The organism is Roseateles saccharophilus, from assembly GCF_004342485.1.
Taxonomy (GTDB): Bacteria; Pseudomonadota; Gammaproteobacteria; order Burkholderiales; family Burkholderiaceae_C; genus Pelomonas; species Pelomonas saccharophila.
In genome coordinates, this window is the sequence record NZ_SMBU01000008.1 from 54,030 (window position 1) to 72,991 (window position 18,962).

An 18,962-nucleotide genomic window follows, 5' to 3' on the forward strand; every position below is an offset into this window, starting at 1 on the left:
CTCGGCGGCGGGGCTGCGCGTGGCCGCCGAGGCCTTCTCCCAAGGAAACGCCGGGCCGCCCCAAGTTTCCTTGACCCCCACGGGGGGCGGGCTGGGCGCGGCCCAGCCCTGGGGGGCACTCAGCAGCCGGCGGCGAAGCCGGCTGAGCGGCTGCGCCGCAGCGACGCCGGATCGATCTGCGGCGCACGCGCCGGCCAGCCGAAGAAGCGCTGCACCTCCGCGCGCTTGGCCAGCGTGTCGCTCATGCCCAGGTGGATGAGCTCGCCGACAAAGCTGGGCTCGAACAGCAGATAGCTGACCAGGGCCGAGCCGCTCATTGCCTTGCCCTTGCCGCTGGCGCCGAAGGCCCGCAGCAGCGCGCGCACCGAGGGCGGCAGGCTGGCCTGGTGCTCGCCGGCCAGGTCGTCCAGGCGTCGGCTGGGCGCGATGACGAGCAGCTCGATGGGCCGCAGCGCCGTGGCCGAGCGGTTCTCGCGCGGCAGCAGGGCCAGCGTGCGGTTGATGCGGCGCAGCCGCTCCACATCCACGGCCAGGGCGTCCAGGAAAATGTTGGACAGCGCATGGCCGGCGATCTGGGCCATGCTGGGATGCTCGTCCGTCACGCCGACGCGCCGGCCCTCGGGCTCCTTCATGCGGCCCGCGCCGATGACGAGCACGCGCTCGGCGCCCAGGTGCACGGCCGGCGAGATCGGTGCGCTCTGGCGCATCGAGCCGTCGCCGAACCACTCGGCCATGCCGTCCAGCTCCACCGACTCGGCCGGAAAGATGAAGGGAATGGCCGACGAGGCCATCAGGTGGCTCAGCGTCAGCCGCGCCTGCACGGCCATGCGCTGCTCGCGCAGCCAGGGCACGATGTGATGATGGGTCTGGTAGAAGGTGACGTGCTGGCCCGTGGTGTAGCTGGACCCGGTCAGCGCCAGCGCGCGCAGGTGGCCGCCGCTGAGCATGCCCTCGATGCGGTCCATCGGAAGGTAGCGGCCCAGCAGTTCTCGCAGTGGCTGGTTGTCGAGCAGGCTGCGCGGGTGGCTGCGCGTCCAGCGCGCGATGGCCCAGCCCAGGCTCAGCATGCTGAGCCAGCGCGCCCCGCTCTTCACGGCCTCGAAGGCGTCGGCGCGATAGATGTTCTCGACATGCAGGCCCTGCCAGAGATGCACCAGGCCGTCGACGGCGGCGTCGAAGTCATCGGCATGGCAGGCCAGCGTGGACGCGTTGATCGCGCCGGCCGACGTGCCGCTGATGATGGGAAAGGGGTTCTCCTGGGTCGCGCCGGCATCGCGGCGCAGCTGCGCGATGGCCGCCAGCACGCCTACCTGGTAGGCCGCACGGGCGCCACCACCGGTCAGGATCAGGCCCGTGACCGGCTGCGGACGGATCAGCCCCGCGACGGGCTTGGGCACGGCATGCAGCATCGGGCGAAATCATCGCCGATACCAGGCTTCATCCGGCCTCGTAGATGACCTCAGCCGCCGTGCCCAATTTGGCTAAAGCCTCGTCGGCGGGCCAGAAGCGGCTGGCCTCGCCCAGCTCCACCAGCCAGCGCGCGCCGACGCGCCCGCCCTCGGGCTCGGCCCGCATGGCGACGCGCACGGCCAGGCCCTGCTGCCGGGTCTGGCCGTCCTCGGTCTCGACCTGGCGTGGCGGGAAGCGCTCCACCAGGTCCTTGATCAGCCCCGCCGCGCCGGCATTGCCCAGCAGCAGGTGGCGGCCGAAGCGCGCCCGCGCCGCGGCCAGGCTCCAGACGGCCTGCACATTCATGCGCAGGCCGCCCGAGAAGCGGTCGTTCTGCACCTTGCCCTGGGCGATGACGAGCTCGTCCTCGGCCAGCAGCTCCTTGGCGGAGTTCAGCAGCTCCTCGTTGGCGACGGCCTCGATGGCGTCGCTCTTGTCGTCGAGCTTGAAGATGCCGACACGGCCGCGCTGGCCGTTTATGACGCGCATGCCGCTGACGATGCCGGCCACCAGCACCGGGTCGCGGCTGTCCACGAGGTCGGCGATCTGGCGCTTGACGATGCGCCTCACCTCGGCGCCGCTCTGATCGAACAGATGGCCCGACAGGTAGAAGCCGATGGCCGTCTTCTCCAGCGACAGCCTCTCCTTGATGCTCCACTGCGGCGCCTCGACGAGGTCGGGCTCGGCCGTGGACGAGGCATGCGAATCGCCGAAGTCGAACAGGCCGCCCTGGTCGGCATTGGCCTCGGTGGTCTCGGCATGCGTGTAGCCGCGCGCGACGCTGGCCAGCAGCTTGGAGCGCTCGGCATTGATGCTGTCGAAGGCGCCGGCCTTGACGAGGGCCTCGACGACGCGCTTGTTGACGGCCTTGCGGTCCACACGCAGGCAGAAGTCGTAGAAGCTCAGGAAGGGCCCGCCGGCCTCGCGGGCCGCGATGATGGCCTCGATGGCGCCGCGGCCCGTACCCTTGATGGCACCCAGGCCGTAGTTGACGAGGCGGTTGCTCAGCGGCTCGAAGCGGTACTGGCCCTTGTTCACGCAGGGCGGCTGGAAGTCGATGCCGAAGATCTTCGCGTCGCCCAGCAACACCTTGAGCTTGTCGGTGTCGTCCATTTCGATGGTCATGTTCGCGGCGTAGAACTCGGCCGTGTAGTGCTGCTTCAGCCAGGCCGTGTGATAGCTCAGCAGCGCATAGGCCGCGGCGTGCGACTTGTTGAAGCCATAGCCCGCGAACTTTTCCATCAGATCGAAGACCTCGTCGGCCTTAGCCTGGTCGATGTTCTTTTCGGCCGCACCCTTGCGGAAGATCTCGCGGTGCATGGCCATTTCCTCGGCCTTCTTCTTGCCCATCGCACGGCGCAGCATGTCGGCGCCGCCCAGGCTGTAGCCGCCCAGCACCTGGGCGGACTGCATCACCTGCTCCTGGTAGACGAAGACGCCATAGGTCTCGGCCAGCACCTGGCCCAGCAGCGGATGCGGGTACTCGATGACTTCCTTGCCGTGCTTGCGCGCGACGAAGGACGGGATCAGGTCCATCGGGCCCGGGCGGTACAGCGACACCAGCGCGATCAGGTCCTCGAAGCGCGAGGGCTTGGCATCCTTCAAGAGGCGCTGCATGCCGGGCGATTCAAACTGGAAGATGCTTTCCGACAGGCCCTTGCCGAACAGGTCGAAGGTCTTGCGGTCGTCCAGCGGCACCTTGGCCCAGTCGAAGTCAGCACGGTCGGCGTGGCGGGCGACGATGAAGTCCTTGGCCAGTTCCAGGATGGTCAGCGTGGCCAGGCCCAGGAAGTCGAACTTCACGAGGCCGATGGCCTCCACGTCGTCCTTGTCGAACTGGCTGACCGCGCTGGTGGAGCCGGGCTGCTGGTATTGCGGGCAGAAGTCGGTGATCTTGCCCGGCGCGATCAGCACGCCGCCGGCATGCATGCCGATGGAACGCACCGTGCCCTCGACGCGCGCGGCCATCTCCAGCAGGCCGGCCACTTCCTCGTCGGATTTCTCACGCTCCTCGATCTCCGGCGACTCGTGGCGGGCATAGACCATCTTGGCCTTGTCGGGGTCGAAGTTCGGCGGCAGCTTGGCCAGCGTCACCGTCTTGCCGGGCGGCGCCGGCACCAGCTTGGCGATGCTGTCCACATGGCCGAAGCCCATGCCCAGCACGCGGCCGATGTCGCGCAGCGCGCCCTTGGCGGCCATCGTGCCGAAGGTCGCGATCTGGCTGACCGCCGGCCGGCCGTATTTGTCCTTCACATAGTCGATGACGCGGTCGCGGTTGCCCTGGCAGAAGTCGATGTCGAAGTCGGGCATCGAGACCCGCTCGGGGTTCAGGAAGCGCTCGAACAGCAGGTTGTAGCGCAGCGGGTCCAGGTCAGTGATCAGCAGCGCGTAGGCGACGAGCGAGCCGGCGCCCGAGCCCCGGCCCGGGCCCACCGGGCAGCCGTTGAGCTTGGCCCAGCGGATGAAGTCCGACACGATGAGGAAGTAGCCCGGGAAGCCCATCTTGATGATGGTGTTCAGCTCGAACTCCAGGCGCTCCACATAGCGCGGGCGCTGCTTCTCGCGCTCGGCCTCGTCGGGGAAGAGATGGACGAGGCGGTCCTTCAGCCCGTCGTGGCTGAGCTCGCGGAAATACTGCTCCATCGGCATCGGCGTGCCGTCTTCCAGCAGCGGCGTCGGGAAGTTGGGCAGCTGCGGCTTGCCCAGCACCAGGGTCAGCGAGCAGCGGCGCGCGATCTCGGTCGTGTTCAGGATGGCGCTGGGAACGTCCTTGAACAGCTCGCGCATCTGCGCCTGGGTCTTGAAGTACTGGCTGGGCAGGAAGCGCTTGATGCGCTTGGGGTTGGCCAGGGTCTCGCCCTCGGCCACGCAGACGCGCGCCTCGTGAGCCTCGAAGTCGTCCTCGCCGAGGAACTGGATGGGATGCGTGGCCACCACCGGCAGGCCCAGCTCGGCCGCCAGCGGCACGCTGGCCTGCACCAGCGCCTCCTGGCCGGGCAGGCCGGCGCGCTGCAGCTCGATGTAGAAGCGCCCGGGGAAGACGGCGGACAGTCGCTGTGCCCACTCCGTGGCGCGCGCCTTGTCGCCCTGCATCAGCGCCTGGCCCAGGCCGCCATGCTGGGCGCCGGACAGGCAGATCAGGCCGCCGCCCAGTTCCTGCAGCCATTCCCACTTCAGGCAGGCCTGGTTGCGCTGTACGTTGTCGATCCAGGCGCGCGACAGCAGCTCGGACAGGTTCAGATAGCCCTGTCGGTTCTGCACCAGCAGCAGCAGCCGCGTGGGGGGCTTGTCGGTGGCATCGGCCTCCAACCAGCAGTCCGCGCCGAGGATAGGCTGCACGCCCTTCTTGCGGGCGGCGGAATAGAACTTGATGCCGCCGAACAGATTGGCCAGGTCCGTGATCGCCGCCGCCACCTGCCCGTCCGAGGCGGCCGCGGCGGCCGCGTCGTCGGTGCGCAACGTGCCATCCACGACCGAGAACTCGGTGTGCATGCGCAGGTGGACGAAGGGCAGATCGGTATCGGGGGAGACAGGCATCGCGGCATTGTAGAAACGCCTTTAAGCTCGCCCGCCATGCACAAGACCGCCCTCTTCCTTGCCGCCGCCCTGCTCGCCTGCGCGGCCCACGCCGCAGCCCCCAAGCCCGCCAAACCAGCCAGGTCCGCGGCCGACGTGTTGAAGGACAGCCCGACCAGCGACTGGCGCGCGCTGGATCCCGACAACACGCTGCTGATGGACCTGGCCGCGGGCCAGGTCATCATCGAACTGGCACCACGCTTCGCGCCGGCCCACGCGGCCAATATCCGCGCGCTGGCCCATGGCGGCTACTGGGACGGCCTGGCCATCGTGCGCGTGCAGGACAACTTCGTCACCCAATGGGGCGACCCCGACGGCGACGATGCCGCCAAGGCCAGGCCGCTGCCGGCCGGGGCCAGCCCGAAGCTGCCGGCCGAGTTCTCCGTGCCCATCGAGCGCATCGGCAAAAGCGCCGGCTTCACCAAGCTACCCGACGTGGACGGCTGGGCGCCGCGCGCGGGCTTTGCCCAGGGCTTTCCGGTCGCGGCCGATCCCAGGACCGGCCAGGCCTGGCTGGCGCATTGCTACGGTATGGTCGGCGCCGGCCGCAGCGACGCGGTGGACTCGAGCAACGGCACGGAGCTCTATGTCGTCATCGGCCACGCACCGCGTGGGCTGGACCTGAACATCACCGTCGTCGGCCGCGTGCTCAAGGGCATGGAACTGCTGTCTGCCCTGCCCCGCGGCACTGGCGCAATGGGCTTCTACGACAAGCCCGAGCAACGCGTCGGCATCCAGCATGTGCGCCTGCTGGCCGATGTGCCCGTTGCCGAGCGCCCGGCCCTGCAGGTGCTGAAGACCGACTCCACGACCTGGCAGCAGTTGCTCGACGCGCGGCGTTTTCGCGGTGGCTGGTATGTGCACAGCCCTGCCCACGTGGACATCTGCAGCGCCGGCGTGCCGACGCGGCCGGCGCCCTGAGCGGCGTCAGGCGCCGAGCGCGGTGGCGACGCGGAAGGTGATGAATGAAGCCAGGTAGGCCAGGCCGAACAGATAGGCCGTCATGATCACCGGTATCTTGTAGCCGCCGGTCTCGCGCTTCACGGCGGCCAGCGTCGCGATGCATTGCGGTGCGAACACATACCAGGCCAGCAGGGACAGCGCCGTCGCCAGGCTCCAGCTCTGCGCGATCAGCGGCCCTAGCGCCTGGGCCGCGTCCTCGCCGGTGCTGGACAGCGCGTAGACCGTGCCCAGCGCACCGATGGCGACCTCGCGCGCGGCCAGCCCCGGCACCAGGGCCAGGCTGATCTGCCAGTTGAAGCCGATGGGCGCGAAAACCTTGGCCAGGCCGGCACCGAGGTAGCCGGCGACGCTGTACTGGATGGCTGCACCCGTCGCGCCCTCAGGCGGGCCGGGGAAGCTGGCCAGCAGCCACAGCGCGATGGTCAGCACGAGGATGATGCCGCCGACGCGCTTGACGAAGATCATCGCGCGCTGCCACAGACCGATGGCGATGGAGCGCGGATGCGGCCAGTGGTAGCTCGGCAGCTCCATCATCAGCGGGCGCACCAGGCGACCCGCGCTGGTGAAGCGCTTCAGCACCCAGGCGACCAGCAGCGCGCCGAGGATGCCGGCCAGGTAGAGGCCGAACAGCACCAGGCCCTGCAGCTCGAAGCCCAGCACCTGGCGGTGCGGGATGAAGGCACCGATCAACAGCGCATAGACGGGCAGGCGCGCCGAACAGGTCATCAGCGGCGCGATCAGGATGGTGACGAGGCGGTCGCGCGGATTGGAGATGGAGCGCGTGGCCATGATGCCGGGGATGGCGCAGGCAAAGCTCGACAGCAGCGGGATGAAGCTGCGCCCCGACAGACCGACGCTGCCCATCAGGCGGTCCAGCAACAGCGCAGCGCGCGGCAGATAGCCCGACTCCTCCAGCACCAAGATGAAGAAGAACAGGATCAGGATCTGCGGCAGGAAGGCCAGCACGCTGCCCGCGCCAGCGATGACGCCGTCGACGATGAGGCTGTGGAACCAGCCCTCGGGCAGCCCCTGGCCGGCCTGCTGGCCCAGCCAGGCCATGCCGGTCTCGATGCCGCCCTTCAGCGGCTCGGCCCAGGAGAACACCGCCTGGAAGAGCAGGAAGAGCAGCACGGCCAGGATGACCGAGCCGGCCACCGGATGCAGCAGCACGCGGTCGACGCGGTCGCTGGGCAGCTGGGGCAGCTCGTGGTCGAGGTTCAGCGAGGCCAGCAGCGTCTTGACGGTGACGTGGTCGTCCGCATGCTCGACCGCCACCGGCGCCGCAGCACCGGCCCAGACCTCGGGCTGGTCCAGCAGCGCGCGCAGCTCGTCCAGGCCTTCCTTGTGGATGGCAACGGTGCGCACGACCGGCAGGCCGAGCTGGGCGCTCAGGGCCGCGGGGTCGATATGGATGCCGCGCCGCGCCGCCAGGTCGGCCATGTTCAGCGCGACGACGATGGGCAAGCCCATGCGCCGCACGGCCAGCACCAGGCGCAGGTTGCGGCGCAGATTGGTCGCATCGAGCACGCAGATGACGAGGTCGGGCCGCTTCTCGCCCTTGGCGCGGCCGGCCAGCACATCGCAGGTCACGCGCTCATCGGGCGAGCGCGGATGCAGGCTGTAGGTGCCGGGCAGATCCAGCAGGCGCAGCGCCTTGCCGGCGGCCGAGACGAGGCGGCCCTCCTTGCGCTCGACGGTGACGCCAGCGTAGTTGGCCACCTTCTGGTGGCTGCCGGTCAGGCCGTTGAAGAGCGCGGTCTTGCCGCAGTTGGGGTTGCCGACGAGGGCAACGAGCTTGCCGCCGCGGTGGACGTGGATGATGGCCTCAGCCATGACGCGGCGTCACGGCGATGCATTCGGCCTCGGCGTGGCGCAGCGCGAACGTCGACTGGCCGACGCGCACGACCAGGTTGCCGGTCCGCTGCGCGCCGCGGCGCAGGATGCGCACCGCCTCGCCGGGCAGGAAGCCCAGGTCGGACAGCCAGGCGGCCCACTCCGGCGAATGCCCGGGCGCGCTGACCTGTTGAACGGTCAGCGCCTGGCCCGTGGGGGCGACGGCGAGGCTGGAGGGCAGCGGCTCGAGCATGTCGGTGACTCGCGGCGGCGAGCAATTCGAATGAGAATGATTCGCATTGTATGCCAATCAGCCTTGCCTGTGGCTGTCATCCGGATGCCTGCGCCTCGTGCGCCACAGCAAGCTTGCAGACAGCTTCGCCACAACGCCACCTCGGGTAACATAAATGCGAATTACTCGCATTCTCAAATTGAACCCAAAATCAACGCGGAACCAAGGCCTCCGGGCCGCGCACGGCTGGCGCCAGGCCTTGCCGTTGCTGGCAGCCTACGGCAGTGCAGCGCTGCTGGCGGCCTGCGGCGGCGGTGGCACGCCCGCGCCGGCCGCGCCCGCCCTCTCCCCGGCCGCAGCCCTGGGTGAAAAGATCTTCAAGGACGCCTCGCTGTCGGCCTCCGGCAGGATGAGCTGCGCCACTTGCCACGCCCCTGCAGCGGCCCATGCGCAGACCAACGACCTCGCCGTCCAGCTCGGCGGCCCGGGCCTGGACGTGGCGGGTTTTCGCGCCGTGCCCTCGCTGCGCTACCTGGGCTCGACGCCGGCCTTCTTCTTCGCCAAGGACGGCACGGCCACCGGCGGCTTCAACCGCGACGGCAGCGCCGACAGCCTGCTCGCCCAGGCCGCGCGGCCCTTCCTGGCCGCGCACGAGATGGCCAATGGCGATGCGAAGACCGTCGTCGACAAGCTCGCGCGCGCCAGCTATGCCGCGGACTTCCGCAAGGCCTTCGGCGACAACGTGCTGGTCGACCCCGACGCCGCCTTCCTCGCGATGCGCCACGCGCTGCAGCGTTATCAGCTCGAAAACACGGCCGAGTTCGCGCCCTTCACGAGCAAGTACGACGCCTTCCTGGCCGGCCAGCTCAAGCTGAGCGACCCCGAGCTGCGCGGACTGGCGCTGTTCAACAACTCGGCCAAGGGCAATTGCGCGGCCTGCCACCCGAGCGCGCGCGGCAGCGATGGCTCGGCGCCGCTGTTCACCGACTTCAGCTTCGACAACCTCGGCGTGCCGCGCAACACCGACATCCCGGCCACGGCCGACGCGGGCTATTTCGACCTCGGCCTGTGCCAGGCCAGCCGCCCCGAGCTCGCCGCGCGCAGCGACCTCTGCGGCGCCTTCAAGGTGCCCACGCTGCGCAACGTGGCGACACGCCGGGCCTTTTTCCACAACGGCCGCTTCAAGACGCTGCGCGAGGCGCTGCGCTTCTACGTCACGCGCGACACCAACCCCGAGCTCTGGTACCCCGTCGTCAACGGCCTGGCCGACAAGTTCAACGACCTGCCCCCGGCCTACCGCGCCAACGTGAACACGAGCGAGGTTCCCTACAACCGCAAGCCCGGCGACGCACCCGCCCTCAGCGACGCCGAGATCGAAGACCTGCTCGCCTTCCTCGCCACGCTCAGCGACGGCTACGCGCCCTGAGCCAACACAACCCGAAACATCCAGGAGTCCCCATGTCCCGCCCCCTCCCCGCCGCGCCGCTGTCGCGCCTCGCTCTGGCTGCCGCACTGGCACTCGGCGCGCCGGCCGCCTTCGCCCAGAGCCAGTCGCCCACGCAGGAGCAGTTGCTGCAGCGCGTGGAACTGCTGGCGCGCGAACTCGAACGCGTGAAGGCCGAGCTGCAGCAGCTCAGGCAGGCCCAGCAGGCCGCCCAGCCGGTGGCGCCCGCCGCCGCGCCGCAGGCCGCGGCTGTTCCCGTCGCACAGCCCCCCGCCGCCCCGGCCGAGCCCGCCACCGTCATCAGCTCCTACGGCGAGATCAACTACAACCGCCCCAAGGATCACAGCCAGGCCCAGGCCGACATCCGCCGCTTCGTCATCGGCCTGCAGCACCGCTTCGACGAGCAGACCAAAATGGTCTCGGAGCTGGAGGTCGAGCACAGCATCGCGTCGGCATCCGACAAGGGCGAGGTCGAGGTCGAGCAGCTCTATCTCGAACACCGCCTGAACGACACCTACGGCCTGCGCGCCGGCCTCTTCCTGATGCCGGTCGGCCTGCTCAACACCAACCACGAGCCCACCGCCTACTACGGCGTGGAGCGCAACTTCGTCGAGACGGCCATCATCCCGTCGACCTGGCGCGAAGGCGGCCTGCAGGTCTTCGGCGAGCACGACAACGGCATCAGCTGGAGCGCCGGCATCACCACGGGCTTCGACCTGACCAAGTGGGATGCCAGCTCGAGCGAAGGCCGCGAATCGCCGCTGGCCTCCATCCACCAGGAGATGCAACTGGCCAAGGCCAACAACCTCGCATATTTCGGCAGCGTCGACTGGCGCGGCATCCCGGGCCTGCGCCTGGGTGCCTCGGTCTTCGACGGCAAGGCCGCGCACGGCACGGCCGGCTTCGCCTCGCCCGGCGCCAAGGTCGGCCTGTGGGACCTGCACGCCAAGTGGACGCCCGGCGCCTGGGACCTGTCCGCCCTCTACGCCCGCGGCAGCATCAAGGGCGCCGGCGACTTCAACCTGACGCTGGCCGGTGCGGCCACGCCCGTGCCCAATGCCTTCGACGGCTGGTATGCCCAGGCGGCCTACCGCTGGCAGCTCGCGGGCGACCGCGTGCTCGCGCCCTTCGTCCGCTACGAGCGCTACAACACCGGCCGCGGCTTCGACGGCCTGCCCGTCGGCCTCAACCCGGGCAGCTACGGCACCGAAGGCGTCAGCACCGTCGGCCTGAACTTCCAGCTCAACCCCAACGTCGTGTTCAAGGCCGACCTGCAGCGCTTCAGGCTCGACACCGGCCGCAACCGCCTCGACCTCGGCGTCGGCTACGCCTTCTGATGGGCACGCTGCACTGGCTCCCGCTGGCCCTCGCGGCGCCTGCCCTCGTGCAGGCGGCGCAGATCGCCACGCTCGACGAGGCTGCGAAGCGCGCCTTCCCCGAGGCCACCGCCTGGCGCGACCAGCTCGTGCAGGCCAGCGCGGACGACATGCGCGCCCTCGCCGCGCTGGGCGGCGCCGCGCCGCGGGCGTCGACCTGGCGCAGCCTTGTCGCGCTCAAGGGCGAGCAGGTGCTGGGCGTCGTCGTGGCCGACGGCGTCATCGGCAAGTTCGAGCTCATCGACTACGCGGTCGCCGTCGGCAGCGACGGCCGCATCCGCAGCGTCGAGGTGCTGAACTACCGCGAAAGCCACGGCTACGAGATCAAGCTGCCGGCCTGGCGCAAGCAGTTCGCGGGCAAGAACGCGCAAGCGCCGCTGCGCGTCGGCGACGACATCGCCAACATCAGTGGCGCGACGCTGAGCTGCAGCCACGTCGCCGATGGCGTGCGCCACATCGTCGCGCTGCTGGAACGCCTGCGCGCCAGCGGGCGGCTCTGAGGCCCGCCGTGAACGCATCGCGGCGCCGCGCCCAGGTCCTGCTCGGCACTCTCGTCGACATCACCGTGCAGGCGCCTGCCGAGCTGGCCGAGGCCGCGCTGGAGCAGGCGTTCCGGCGCGTGGCCGAGGTGCAGGCGGCGATGAGCTTCCACGACACCGCCAGCGACCTGCGCCGCATCGCGCGCGCCTCAGCCGGCGAGGTGCTGGGCGTCGCGCCCGACACCCATGCCGTGTTGGCGCTCGCGCTGCAGCTGGAGGCCGGCAGCGGCGGCGCCTTCAACCCCTGCTGCGCCGCGGCCCTGGTCGAGCGCGGCCTGCTGCCCCGGCCCGAGGGCGCGAGCCCCGGCCCTGCCGCCTCCCTGGCCGAGGGCATAGCGCTGCTCGCCGGCTCAAGGCTGCGCCTGCGCCGGCCGGCCTGGATCGACCTCGGCGGCATCGCCAAGGGGCATGCGGTCGACGTGGCCGTCGAAGCCCTGCGCGCGGCCGGCGTCGAGGCCGGCACGGTCAACGCCGGCGGCGACCTGCGCACCTTCGGCCCGCAAGCGCTGACCGTGCAGGTGCGCGACCCGCGCCGGCCCGGCCTCATCCAGCCGCTGGCCAAGATCAGCGACCTGGCCTGCGCCACCAGCGCCTGGCTGCTGGACCGGCCCGAGCGCCGGGCCACCCATCTGGTCGGCGCCGCCGAGGACGTCGAGGACAATCCGCCGATGTCCGTGACCGTGTTCGCCCCCCGCTGCGCCCTGGCCGATGCGCTGACCAAGGTGGTCTGGCTGCGCGGCACCCATGCCGCGCCGCTGCTGCGCGAGCACCAGGCTCAGGCTTTCCTGTGGCGCGAACGCGGCGAGCCCCAGGTCATCTGAGTGGACCGCCCCCACACCCCTCGGGCCGCGCAAGGCCATGCTCGCCACCACCTTCACCGGCCGCCGGCGCCGCGCGTTCCGGCCATCGGCCTGCGCCCGCAGCGCTGGCAGCGCTGGGCCGTGCATGCCTGCACGCTGGCCCTGGCGCTGAGCGGTGTGGCCTGGCTGCTGGCCCACCATCTGCTGCGCGCCACGGGCGGCTTCGGCGAAGAGGTGCCCAGCCCCATCGAACCCTGGGCGCTGCGGCTGCACGGCATGCTGGCCTATGTCTTCCTGCTCGTGCTGGGCTCGATGACCGCCGTGCACATCGTCTTCGGCTGGCGCCTGAAGCGCAGCCTGTGGAGCGGTGGCAGCCTCGTCGCCGCCAGCCTGGTGCTGCTGGCCAGCGGGCTGGCGCTGTACTACGCACCCGAGGACTGGCATGGCGGCGCCAGCGTGCTGCACTGGGCCGTCGGCCTGGGCCTGCTGCCGCTGGTCTGGGTGCATGTGCTGGCAGCGCGCCGCTCGCGCCCGCAGCCGCCGCGCGTCAACGCGGATTGAGCCGGTCCAGCAGCAGGTCGCAGGCCTTCAGCGCCTTCGCGAAATCCAGCCGCGCGACGGCGGCATTCAGCGCGGCGAACTCCAGCCCCAGCGCGCTGCCCTGGCCGGCGGCCAGCTGCTCGCAGGCCGCCACCGAGCGCATATTCCTCTCCACCAGCAGTAGGCGCAGCTGCCGCAGCGCGTCCAGCGGGTCATCCGGCGCCTCGGCGGGTGATGCCGGCGGCAACGGCGCCGCGGGCGCAAGCTGCTTCAGCGAGTCGTCGAGCAGGGCCTGCAGCTCCGCCAGCCCGGCCTCGGCCGCGGCAACATCGCCGCTGGACCGCAGCGCCTGCTCCTGCCGGCCGGCCAGGGCGGCGAGTGCATGCGCGCCGACGGCGCCGGCCAGGCCGCGCAGCGTGTGCAGCACGCGCACCGCGTCCGCCGCCCCCTGCTGGCGCAGATGGTGGCGCAGCGCCTCCATCTCGACCGGGGCGTCCGCGGCGAAGGATTTGGCGAGGCGGTCATAGAGCGCCTGCCGCCCGCCCAGGCGCTGCAGCGCGGCGCCACGGTCCAGCAGCCCGGGCGCGGCGGCCGCCTCGCGCGCCACGGCCGGCGCCGGCTCGATGTGAGCGACATGGCGGCGCAGGCAGGCGACGAGCTGCTCCAGGTCCACCGGCTTGGCGACATGGTCGCGCATGCCGGCGGCCAGGCAGGCCTCGCGGTCGGCGGCCATCGCGTTGGCCGTCATCGCGATGACGAGGGCGTCGGGGCGGCGCGCCAGGATGCGCTGCGTCGCCTCGAAGCCGTCGATGTCGGGCATCTGCAGGTCCATCAGGACGGCATCGAAACCGGGCCCGACGACCGTGGCCAGATGCACGCCCTCGACGCCGCCGCGCGCCAGCGTGACGACGGCGCCCTCGCCCTCCAGCAGCTCCTGCGCGACCTGGCGGTTGAAACCGTTGTCCTCGACGACGAGTAGCCGCATGCCGCTCAGCCGCGGCTCGCCGCCCTCGGCCGGGCGCAGATGCACCGGCTCGCCACGCGTGGCCTCGGCGACCACGTCGTGCAGCATGGAGGCGGTGACCGGCTTGACGAGGTAGCCGCCCAGGCTGGCGATCTCCTGCTCGCTGCGCTCGGCCAGCAGTTCGCGGCCGTGGGCGGTGACCATGATGATGACGGGTGCGTCGGACTCGTGGCTGTCGCGGATGCGGCGCGAGGCCTCCCAGCCGTCCATGCCGGGCATGCGCCAGTCCATCAGGATGAGTTCGTAGCGTGGCTCGCCGCGCTTGGCGGCCTGATGCACCAGGGTCAGGGCCTGCTCGCCGCTGGCGGCCAGGTCGCAGTCCCAGCCCAGGCTCTCGCCCATGCCCTGCAGCACCTCGCGGGCCATCGGGTTGTCGTCGACGATGAGGACCCTGAGCCCGGGCCGCACCGGCTCCAGCGGCGTGACCTCGGCCGGCGCGACCGGCAGCGCCAGCTCGAAGTGGAAACGACTGCCCTCGCCGACACGGCTGGCAACGCGCAGCTCGCCGCCCATCAGCGCGACGAGGCGGCGGCTGATCGCCAGGCCCAGGCCGGTGCCGCCATAGCGCCGCGAGGTCGACTGCTCGGCCTGGCTGAAGCCGGTGAAGATGTGCTCGAGCTTGTCGTCGGGGATGCCGATGCCGGTGTCGCTGACCTCGAAGCGGATGCGGGCCTGGCCGCCCTCGTCCTTCAGCAGCGTCAGCGCGATGACGACCTCGCCATGCTCGGTGAACTTCAGCGCATTGCCGGCCAGGTTCAGCAGCACCTGGCGCAGCCGGGTCACGTCACCGACGAGGGCCGCCGGCAGGCGCGGGTCGAGGCGGAACAGCACCTCGACGTCCTTGGCGCCGACATTGGCCGACAGGATGACGGCCAGCTCGCGCATGAAGTCGCTGAGCTCGAAACGGTGCGGGTCCAGCTCCATCTTGCCGGCCTCGACCTTGGAGAAGTCCAGCACGTCGTTGATGACGGCCAGCAGCGCCTGCGCCGCCGTGCGGGCCTTGCTGGCGTAGTCGTGCTGGCGCGGCGTCAGCTCGGTGCGCAGCAGCAGGTTGAGCATGCCCAGCGCCCCGCTCATCGGCGTGCGGATCTCGTGGCTCATATTGGCCAGGAAGTCGCTCTTGGCCTGGCTGGCGGCCTCGGCCACGACGCGGGCGCGCACCAGCTCGACCTCGGCGCGATGGCGCTCCGTCACGTCGATCAGCATCTGCACGACATTGACCAGGCGCCCACGCCGGTCGCGGATGGCGCTGGCATTGCCGTCGACGAAGAGCTCGCCGCCGCCCGGCAGCGCGAAGCCGCGCTCGAAGCGGACGTGGTCCAGCCGCGCACTGGCCAGGCGGTTCAGCTCGCCGCCGTGCAGCCGGCCGGGGCGGAAGTCCGGCAGGTCGGCCAGCTTGGCGCCGCGCAGCGACTCAGCGGTGCGGCAGAGCATGGCCGTCAGCGCCGTGTTCACGTCGAGGATGAGGCCGTGGGCGTCGCACAGCGCGATGCCGACCTGGGCGCGCTCGAACACGCCGCGAAAGCGCCGCTCGCTGTCGTTGAGCGCACGCGTGCGCTCCTCCACGCGCGCCTCCAGCAGCTGCCTCTCGGCCGCCAGCTGTTCGGTCATGCGGTTGAAGCTGTGCGCCAGCGTGCGGAACTCGCGGAAGCCCCGAACCGGGGCCCGCTCGTCCAGGCGCCCGTCGGAGATGCGCACGACCGAGCGGGTCAGCCTCAGCACCGGTGCCAGCAGCCGCCGCCCGACCAGCAGGGCCAGCGCGAAGGCGCCCAGCGAGGCCAGCGCCACGGAGAGCAGCAGCCGCTGGCGCAGCACACGGGCCGGCGCGAGGGCCTCGCCCGCGTCGATCTTGCTGGCGATGCCCCAGCCCAGCGCCGGCAGGTGCGCCCAGGCCGAGATCACCTCGACACCGGCATAGTCGCGCGCCGGGCCGCTGCCGTTCTCGCCGCGCAGTCCGCGCAGGGCGGGCACGGGGTCGCCCATTCCCAGGTCCACCGAGCGGGGCAGCGGAGCACCGGCCGCATGCCGGCGTTCGCTGACGAAGAGCGCCTGCTGGCCGTCGCGTTGCAGCAGCACCGTCTCGCCGCTCAGGCCCAGGCCCGAGCGATCGGCGGCAACGGCCGTCAGGCGCCGCAGGTCCAGCTGCAGCACGACGCTGCCGAGCACGCGGTCCGCGGCGACCACGGGCTGGATCAGGAAGGGCGAAGCCTGGCCCGCGCCGCGCAGCGGCTGCACGCCGGTCAGCTGGGGGTTGAGTTGCTCGATGGCCAGGCGATGGGCCGCGAGCAATCCGCTGCCCTCGAAGGGACCGCCGCCCAGGCTGGCGGGCGGCGCGCCGGCCTGCGGCTCCAGCGCGTAGGCGATGCGCCCGTCGGGCTGCACCAGCAGCATGTTGAGGTATTTGCCGTTGTCGCGAAGGCGCTGGAAGAAGGCGCGGCTGCTCGCCGGGATACGCGTGGCCGCCGCGTCCTTCTGCTGCGCCAGCAGGTCCAGCGTGTCGCTGGCCTGGGCCACGAAGCGCGCATCGACATCGACCTCGTTCAGGTATTCGTTGATCTCGTGGACCTTCTTGCGCGTGATCGCGACCAGGCCCTCGGTCACCGTCGCGCGCAGCTGGGCCTCGGAGGCCTGCACCTGCCACCACCCGGCCAGTCCGAGAGGCAGCACCGACAACAGCATGAAGCCGATCAGCAGGGCGGCGCCCAGGCCCAGCGTCCGGCGCCGCGGTGTCCCGGCGGGGAGGGCGGTGTCAACGCTCTGCATGGCTTTCCGGCAGGGCTTCCCAATAGGCCTTGGGCCGGTAGGTGGGCCAGGGCGAGGGCCTGATGTAGCGTGGCGACGCGAACACTTCGACGAGCCCGCCGTCGGGTCGGACCTGGGCAATCCGCAGCTGCCGCCACAGGTGGCGGGTCTGCGCATCGATGACGGCGATGCCATGGGGCGCGAGGACCGCCTGCTGGCTGATGTTGGCGTTGACGGCCTCGGTCTGCGGGTCGCCGACCTCGCGCACCGCCGCCGCCCAGAGCCGCACGCCGACATAGGCCGACACCGCGGGGTCGCTGGCTTCGGCCGCGGCGCCGGCGAAGCGGTGCAGCCGGGCGCGGAAATCGTCGTTCTCGGGACCCGGCAGCGACACCAGATAGCTCCAGGCCGCGAAATGCCGGCTCAGCCGGCCGCCGCCACCGGCACGCAGCAAGGGCTCGGCGGCGCTGAAGGACAGCAGCGGCAGATCGCCCAGCCCAGCATCCGCCAGCGCGGCGAAGAGCGCCGCATTGCTGTCGCCGTTGATCGTGCTGAGCACCAGGTCCGGCTTCAGCCGGCGCAGGTCGTCGACGACGGCCGTCATCCCGGTTTCGCCCAGCGGCAGCAGGCGCTCACCCAGCACCTGGCCGCCGCCGAGCTGGATGAAGTCGCGCAGCAGCGCATGGGCGACACGCGGGAAGACATAGTCCGAACCCACCAGATAGACGCGCCGCCCGAAGCCCTGCATGGCCCAGCCGGTGGCGGGCAGCAGTTGCTGGTTCGGGGTCGCGCCCAGGTAGACGATGTTGGGCGACTGCTCCAGGCCTTCGTAGGGCACCGGGTAGAACAGCAGATGCCGGTGCCTCTCGACGACAGGCTTGACCGCCTTGCGGCAGGCCGAGGTCCAGCAGCCGAACAACGCCACCGCCTGCTTGCCGGTGATGAGGCGCTCGGCCGCGGCGGCGGCCGTCGCGGGATCGGAGCGGGTGTCTTCGACAAGCACCTGCACCGGCCGCCCGAGCAGACCACCCGCCGCGTTGATCTCGGCCGCCGCCATCTGGACGGCGGCCACCAGCGGCGCCTCGCTGACGGCCAGCGTGCCGCTGGCCGAATGCAGCACGCCGATGACGATGGGCGCGCGCGCGCCGGGCGGATGCCACAGCGCCCATGCCAGCACCGCCACCGCGGCGACCAGCGCCGCCTGCAGCAGACCCCAAGCCGCGCGCCGGCGCATCCTGTTCAGCCTGCAGCGCTGCGCCGCGCCTCGGGCGAAATCATCGGCAGCGCCAGCCTGACCGTCGTGCCCAGGCCGGGCGTGGACTCGACCTGGATCTGGCCGCCCAGCGCGAAGGTGACGAGGTTGCGCACGATGTAGAGCCCGGGCTCGCTGCGGTTGGGACCGAAACGGGTCGAGAAGAAGGGGTCGAACACGCGGCCGAGCAGCCCCGGCGGGATGCCCACGCCATGGTCCTGCACGGTGACGACGAGCTGGTCCGTGCCCAGCGGCCGCACGCGGATGTGCACCTCGCCGCCGGCCTCGCGGTAGGCATGCTTGATGGCGTTCTGGATCAGTGTGGACAGCACCTTGGCCAGTGCGCCACGGAAGCTCAGCAGATGCAGGTCGTCGCCCGCATCCAGCTCGCAGTGCACCTGGTGCGTCTCCAGCGCCTCGGCCAGCCCGGCGACGACCTCGTGGATCAGCTCCAGCAGCGAGAAGCTGCGGCGCTGGTCGCCGAAGTTGTCGGCCGTGGACTGCAGGAAGGAGTCGACGATGGACAGCGTGCGCTGCAGGTTGGACAGCACCAGGCCGACGCTCTCCTCGCTGACGCGCAGATGCTTCTCGAGGTCGCTGCGCTTGATGTGGCCGCCCTGGGACAGCGTGTTCAGGTGGGCCAGGTCGTCCTGCAGCGTGCAGGCCGAGATCAGCGCATTGCCGAGCGGCGAACTCAGCTCCTGGGCGATGCCGGCGATGGTGCGGCCGACCGAGGCCAGCTTGTCGCGCTGGAAGAGCTCGATCTGCGAGCGCGCAAAGCTCTCGGAGGCCAGCTTGAGCGCCAGCTGCGTGCGCACCCGCGCCTTCACGACGACGTCGACGAAGGGCTTGGGGATGTAGTCCACCGCGCCGTGCGCGAAGCCCTCGGCCTCATCGGCCGAGCTGCCCTGCACGGTGACGAAGATGACCGGGACGGCGCGTGTGCGCGGATCGGCCTTGAGGCGGTCGCAGACCTCGTAGCCGCTCATCTCGGGCATGAGGACGTCGAGCAGGATCAGGTCGGGCAGCTGCTGGGCGCAGAAGGCCAGCGCCTCGGCGCCGCTGGTGGCCATCGACACCTCGCATTCATCCACCAGCAGCTGGTAGAGCGCGTGGATGTTGCTGGGCTGATCGTCTACGACGAGTATGAGCGGCATGGTCGATCAGGATAACCGCAGCGCCGGCCCGCACG

General features: G+C 70.9%; 13 protein-coding genes. 6 read left to right on the forward strand and 7 right to left on the reverse strand.

Translation table 11 applies throughout. The features are described from left to right. Positions 1-119: 119 nt before the first annotated feature. Positions 120-1,409 (reverse strand): patatin-like phospholipase family protein, encoded by a 1,290-nt coding sequence (locus EV671_RS08880; protein ID WP_132570953.1) that lies wholly within the window; start codon positions 1,407-1,409, stop codon positions 120-122. Between the two features lie 28 nt (positions 1,410-1,437). After that, positions 1,438-4,986, reverse strand: coding sequence for a DNA polymerase III subunit alpha (dnaE, locus tag EV671_RS08885; RefSeq protein ID WP_132570954.1), 3,549 nt, complete (start codon positions 4,984-4,986; stop codon positions 1,438-1,440). A 36-nt stretch (positions 4,987-5,022) separates the two neighbouring features. Here dnaE and EV671_RS08890 point away from each other — a divergent pair, with 36 nt between their 5' ends. Then, positions 5,023-5,946: a peptidylprolyl isomerase gene (locus EV671_RS08890; RefSeq protein WP_132570955.1), complete on the forward strand. Its 924-nt coding sequence runs from the start codon at positions 5,023-5,025 to the stop codon at positions 5,944-5,946. Positions 5,947-5,952: 6 nt separating this feature from the next. Here the strand turns inward: EV671_RS08890 and feoB are convergent, their stop codons facing one another. Together feoB and EV671_RS08900 are read right to left on the reverse strand one after the other, a co-directional pair. After that, on the reverse strand, positions 5,953-7,821 hold the full coding sequence (gene feoB / locus EV671_RS08895; protein WP_132570956.1) for a ferrous iron transporter B: 1,869 nt from the start codon (positions 7,819-7,821) through the stop codon (positions 5,953-5,955). Continuing rightward, entirely contained in the window at positions 7,814-8,074 is a 261-nt protein-coding gene (locus EV671_RS08900; RefSeq protein ID WP_132570957.1) for a FeoA family protein, read from the reverse strand. Before EV671_RS08900 ends, feoB begins: the two co-directional genes overlap by 8 nt. A gap of 238 nt (positions 8,075-8,312) precedes the next feature. Between EV671_RS08900 and EV671_RS08905 the strand changes: the two genes are divergently transcribed. From EV671_RS08905 to EV671_RS08925, 5 genes are read left to right on the forward strand one after another with little or no spacing between them, the layout of a single operon-like run. Next, positions 8,313-9,479 carry a cytochrome-c peroxidase gene (locus tag EV671_RS08905; protein WP_243655657.1) on the forward strand — a complete coding sequence of 389 codons (1,167 nt, stop codon included), beginning with the start codon at positions 8,313-8,315 and terminating at the stop codon, positions 9,477-9,479. 32 nt (positions 9,480-9,511) lie between these two features. After that, positions 9,512-10,834, forward strand: a complete 1,323-nt coding sequence (locus EV671_RS08910) for a porin (protein ID WP_165917512.1) — start codon at positions 9,512-9,514, stop codon at positions 10,832-10,834. After that, a complete protein-coding gene (locus EV671_RS08915; protein WP_132570959.1) occupies positions 10,834-11,373 on the forward strand; it encodes an FMN-binding protein in 540 nt (179 codons plus the stop codon). Before EV671_RS08910 ends, EV671_RS08915 begins: the two co-directional genes overlap by 1 nt. Positions 11,374-11,381: 8 nt before the next feature. Beyond that, positions 11,382-12,233: an FAD:protein FMN transferase gene (locus tag EV671_RS08920; RefSeq protein ID WP_165917513.1), complete on the forward strand. Its 852-nt coding sequence runs from the start codon at positions 11,382-11,384 to the stop codon at positions 12,231-12,233. Then, positions 12,234-12,773: a DUF4405 domain-containing protein gene (locus EV671_RS08925; protein WP_132570961.1), complete on the forward strand. Its 540-nt coding sequence runs from the start codon at positions 12,234-12,236 to the stop codon at positions 12,771-12,773. Here the strand turns inward: EV671_RS08925 and EV671_RS08930 are convergent. Genes EV671_RS08930 through EV671_RS08940 form a run of 3 tightly spaced genes read right to left on the reverse strand, consistent with a single transcriptional unit; the run spans position 12,760 to position 18,927 of the window. Continuing rightward, entirely contained in the window at positions 12,760-16,539 is a 3,780-nt protein-coding gene (locus EV671_RS08930) for a response regulator (RefSeq protein ID WP_132570962.1), read from the reverse strand. The genes EV671_RS08925 and EV671_RS08930 overlap by 14 nt on opposite strands. Continuing rightward, a complete protein-coding gene (locus EV671_RS08935) occupies positions 16,526-17,752 on the reverse strand; it encodes an urea ABC transporter substrate-binding protein (RefSeq protein ID WP_132570963.1) in 1,227 nt (408 codons plus the stop codon). Before EV671_RS08935 ends, EV671_RS08930 begins: the two co-directional genes overlap by 14 nt. 5 nt (positions 17,753-17,757) lie before the next feature. After that, a complete protein-coding gene (locus EV671_RS08940) occupies positions 17,758-18,927 on the reverse strand; it encodes an ATP-binding response regulator (protein WP_132570964.1) in 1,170 nt (389 codons plus the stop codon). Between the last annotated feature and the right edge of the window lie 35 nt (positions 18,928-18,962).